1 protein-coding gene is annotated in these 2,588 nt (G+C 68.5%); it reads left to right on the top strand.

From position 1 onward, the window contains the following. Nucleotides 1-296: 296 nt before the first annotated feature. A partial coding sequence (locus tag ACY45C_RS15175; RefSeq protein ID WP_462188247.1) for a methylmalonyl-CoA mutase family protein occupies nucleotides 297-2,588 on the top strand: 2,292 nt, incomplete at its 3' end.

Genomic DNA, 2,588 nt, shown 5'->3' on the forward strand with positions numbered 1-2,588 from the left:
CTCGTATACGCGCATTTTCTGACTACTGGCTGGCGGCACCCGCTCCAGTCCAGCGCCGCCGGCGAATCTGGGGGACCGAATTCGGGGGACCTGAATACGGTCTGCGCTCCCTGGACCGTGACTGGCTCCCCAAAACTCGGCTGCCCGGGCACCCTGCCCGGAGCCCGGCAGGTCGCGGGAGCGGCCGGCTTCCGCCTCCTGGTCATGGTGGCATCTATTGTATGGATGTCCTACTATCGGGAAGCTAAGGGTTCTAGGTATCTCCGTCCGCCACATCGTCCCCGGGAGCCGCTTCGATGTCCTCCGACGCGATGTCCTCCGACGGCCGGCACGAGCCGGCTGCCGCGCTGCACACACCAGTTCATCCGGTCCGGATCGTGACGGCGGCCTCACTCTTCGACGGGCATGACGCGGCGATCAACATCATGCGTCGCCTGTTGCAGGCGCAGGGCGCCGAGGTGATCCATCTCGGGCATGACCGCAGCGTCGAGGAGGTCGTCACCGCCGCGATCCAGGAGGACTCCCAAGGGATCGCCCTGTCGTCCTATCAGGGCGGGCATGTCGAGTACTTCAGCTACCTCATCGAGCGCCTCCGCGCGCGCGGAGCAGGCAACGTCCGGGTCTATGGCGGCGGCGGCGGGGTGATCGTGCCGGCGGAGATCGACCTGCTGCACGCGCGCGGGGTCGCGCGCATCTTCTCCCCGCAGGACGGGCAACGGCTCGGTCTCGCGAAGATGATCAATATGATCATCGAGGCCTGTGACGTCGATCTGACGGAGGACGGGCCGAAGCTTGATGCGGTGGCGGCTGGTGAGGACGGCGCGCTCGCCCGGGCGATCACCGTGCTCGAGGTGGGCCGGGACCCGCGACTCGCGGCGGCGCTGCAGGACGAGGCCGCCTGCCGGCCGCGGGTTCCGGTCCTCGGTATCACCGGCACGGGTGGTTCGGGAAAGTCCTCACTCACCGACGAGCTGATCCGGCGCTTCCGCCTCGACCAGGGCGACAGCCTGCGGATCGCGGTGCTCGCCATCGACCCCAGCCGTCGGCGGGGCGGCGGTGCATTGCTCGGTGACCGCATCCGGATGAACTCCCTGGGTGACGGCACAGCAGGGAACGTGTTCTTCCGGTCCCTGGCGACGCGAGCGGGGGGCAGTGAGGTTCCGGCTCCCTTGGCGGATGTGATCACGGCCTGCCGGGTGGCCGGTTACGATCTGGTGATCGTCGAGACGCCGGGCATCGGGCAGGGTGACGCGGCGATCGTTCCGTTCTGCGATGTTTCGCTGTACGTGATGACACCCGAGTACGGTGCGGCCTCACAACTCGAGAAGATCGATATGCTGGACTTCGCCGACGTGGTGGCGGTGAACAAGTTCGAGCGGCGCGGCGCCGAGGATGCCCGGCGTGACGTCGCCCGGCAACTGGTGCGCAACCGGCAGACGTTTGACCAGTCCTGGGAGGACATGCCCGTCTTCGGCACCTCGGCCGCCCGGTTCCACGACGATGGGGTGACCGCCCTGTATCAGCACCTCGTCGGGCGGCTACGCAAACACGATCTGTCTACCGTGTCCGGCTCGTTGCATCCGGTGCACGGGCGGACCTCCACCGAGCTGACCACGGTCATTCCGTCCGCCCGGGTACGCTACCTGGCCGAGATCGCCGAGACGGTGCGGGGCTATCACGCCGAGACCGAGCGCCAGGCACTGCTGGCCCGCCGTCGTGAGCATCTGACGACGGCCCTTGCGGCACTGGCCAGCGATGGCGCTGGCGCGGCGCCGGCGGAGCCCACCACCCTCGCCATGCTGCGCGACGAGGCCGAAGCCGCCCTGGCTCTCTGGACGAGGGAGCTCCTGGCGCAATGGCCGGCGATCGTCGAGGAACGTCAGGGCGAGAAGATGACCTATCTCGTCCGGGGAACCGAGATCCACACCCCGCTGGTGCGCACCACGCTCAGCGGGACTCCGGTCCGGCGGGTGGCGGTACCCGCCATCGACGACGACGCTCGCCTGATCCGCTTCCTGCGGCGTGAGAACCTGCCGGGCTATTTCCCCTTCACCGCCGGCGTCTTTCCGTTCAAACGGGCCGGAGAGGCCCCGGCGCGAATGTTCGCCGGTGAAGGTGACCCCTTCCGGACCAACCGCCGGTGCCGCTTCCTCTCCGCCGGCTCGCCCGCGACCCGCCTGTCCACCGCCTTCGACTCGGTGACCCTCTACGGCCGCGATCCCGCGTCCCAGCCCGACGTCTATGGCAAGATCGGCACGTCGGGCGTGTCGATAGCGACGTTGGACGACATGAAGGTCCTGTTCGCCGGGTTCGATCTGTGTGATCCGTCGACCAGCGTCTCGATGACCATCAACGGCCCGGCGCCGACGATCCTGGCGATGTTCCTGAACGCCGCGATCGACCAGCGCCTAGACGCCTTCCGCGCCGAGCACGGCCGGGAGCCGAGCGCGGACGAGGCCGCCGAGGTCCGGGCCCGCACGCTGGCCACGGTCCGTGGCACCGTGCAGGCGGACATCCTCAAGGAGGACCAGGGGCAGAACACCTGCATCTTCTCCACCGAGTTCGCGTTGCGGGCGATGGCGGACGTG

It is taken from the genome of Frankia sp. CcWB2 (genome assembly GCF_977927585.1).